This is a genomic window from Curtobacterium sp. MCBA15_007, from assembly GCF_001864905.1.
GTDB lineage: Bacteria > Actinomycetota > Actinomycetes > Actinomycetales > Microbacteriaceae > Curtobacterium > Curtobacterium poinsettiae.
In genome coordinates this window covers 5721-7621 of sequence record NZ_MJGM01000035.1, presented here as the reverse complement: position 1 = coordinate 7621, position 1901 = coordinate 5721, and the positions used below count along the sequence as shown (strand labels likewise).

2 protein-coding genes and 1 pseudogene are annotated in these 1901 nt (G+C 69.1%); all 3 read right to left on the bottom strand.

All coding sequences use genetic code 11. The annotated features are described in order from the left end of the window. The coding region (locus BIU95_RS13305; RefSeq protein WP_139179801.1) for a triose-phosphate isomerase at positions 1-352 on the bottom strand (352 nt) is incomplete at its 3' end. After that, positions 349-1566 carry a phosphoglycerate kinase gene (pgk, locus tag BIU95_RS13300; protein WP_017887254.1) on the bottom strand — a complete coding sequence of 406 codons (1218 nt, stop codon included), beginning with the start codon at positions 1564-1566 and terminating at the stop codon, positions 349-351. The genes BIU95_RS13305 and pgk, both read right to left, overlap by 4 nt. Before the next feature lie 3 nt (positions 1567-1569). Next, positions 1570-1901 (bottom strand): annotated as a pseudogene (locus BIU95_RS13295) (glyceraldehyde-3-phosphate dehydrogenase); the annotation flags it as partial.

Sequence of the window (1901 nt, the reverse complement as noted above, 5' to 3'; positions counted from 1 at the left end):
CCGCGACGACCTCGTCGGTCTCACCGTGCAGCGTGCGCCGCTCGGAGTGGCCGACGATGACGTACTGGGCGTCGAGCGCCGCCAGGAACGCGCCGGAGACGTCACCGGTGTAGGCACCGGAGTCGAACTGCGACAGGTCCTGCGCACCGAAGTGGATCGGCAGCTTGTCGGCCGAGATGAGCGTCTGCACGCTCCGCAGGTCCGTGAACGGCGGGAAGACCGCGACCTCGACGTCGTCGAAGTCGTGCCGGGCGTCCTTGAGGGTCCACGCGAGCTTCTGCACCGTGGCGATGGCCTGGAGGTGGTCCAGGTTCATCTTCCAGTTGCCCGCGATCAACGGAGTCCGGGTCATGCTGTCCACCCCAGTGCTTCGAGACCAGGCAGCGACTTGCCCTCGAGGAACTCGAGGCTCGCACCGCCACCGGTCGAGATGTGGCCGAACTGGTCGTCCGAGAAGCCGAGCGAGCGCACGGCGGCAGCGGAGTCGCCACCACCGACGACGCCGAGGCCGTCGACCTCGGTGAGCGCCTGCGCGACGGTCTTCGTGCCGGCGGCGAAGGCCGGGAACTCGAACACGCCCATCGGGCCGTTCCAGAACACGGTCTTCGAACCCGAGACGGCCGAGGCGAACCGCGCTGCGGTCTCCGGGCCGATGTCGAGGCCGATGCCGTCCGCTCCGAACGACGAGGACTCGATGGCGTCCGCCGCGACGGTCTCGTGGTCGGCGTCGGCCGCGAAGCCGGATGCCACCACGACGTCGGTCGGCAGGTCGATGGTGACGCCGAGCTCCTTCGCACGCGAGAGGTACTCGCGGACGACGTCGAGCTGGTCGGCTTCGAGCAGCGACTTCGCGACCCCGTGGCCCTGGGCCGCGAGGAAGGTGAAGAGCATGCCGCCGCCGATGCACAGCGTGTCGACCTTCGGCAGGATGTGGTCGATGACACCGAGCTTGTCGCTGACCTTCGACCCGCCGAGCACGACCGTGTACGGCCGTTCCGGCGAGGTGGTCAGCCGCTCGAGCACCCGCAGTTCGGTCTCGATGAGCGACCCGGCCGCGCTGGGCAGCGCGGACGCGAGCTCGTAGACCGAGGCCTGCTTGCGGTGCACGACACCGAAGCCGTCGGAGACGAAGGCGTCACCGAGGGCCGCGATGCGGTCCGCGAAGGCGCTCCGCGCGGCGGCGTCCTTCGAGGTCTCCTCCGGGTTGAACCGGAGGTTCTCGAGCAGCAGGACGTCGCCGTCCTCGAGGGCCTCGGCCGCGGCGGTCGCTTCGTCGCCGACGGTCTCGCCGACGAACGTGACCTCTTTGCCGAGCAGCTCGGAGAGCCGCTGGGCGACCGGCGCGAGCGAGAACTCGGGCTTGGGCTCCCCGTCGGGGCGACCCAGGTGCGAGATCACGATGACGCGCGCGCCGGCGTTGACGAGGGTGTTCAGGGTGGTCAGCGACGCCCGCACGCGGCCGTCGTCCGTGATGGTGCCGTCCTTGAGCGGGACGTTCAGGTCACAACGGACGACGACACGCTTGCCGGCGAGGTCGCCGAGGTCCTCGAGGGTGCGGAGGGCCATGTGTTACAGACGCTCGCCGACGTACTCGGTGAGGTCGACGAGGCGGTTCGAGTAGCCCCACTCGTTGTCGTACCACGAGGTGATCTTCACGAGGCCGCCGATGACCTTGGTCAGGCCGGAGTCGTAGATCGAGGAGTGCGGGTCCGTGGTGATGTCGGTCGACACCAGCGGGTCCTCGCTGTAGAGCAGGATGCCCTTGAGGGGACCTTCTGCGGCCTCCTTGTAGGCGGCGTTGATCTCGTCGACGGTGACCTCGGACTTGGTCTCGAGGGTGAGGTCGGTGATCGAGCCGGTGGGGACCGGGACGCGCAGGGCGAAGCCGTCGAGCTTGCCGG

Coding starts and splice junctions, on each gene's coding strand:
- pgk (WP_017887254.1), bottom strand. CDS start 1,566: ATGGCCCTCCGCACCCTCGAGGACCTCGGCGACCTCGCCGGCAAGCGT.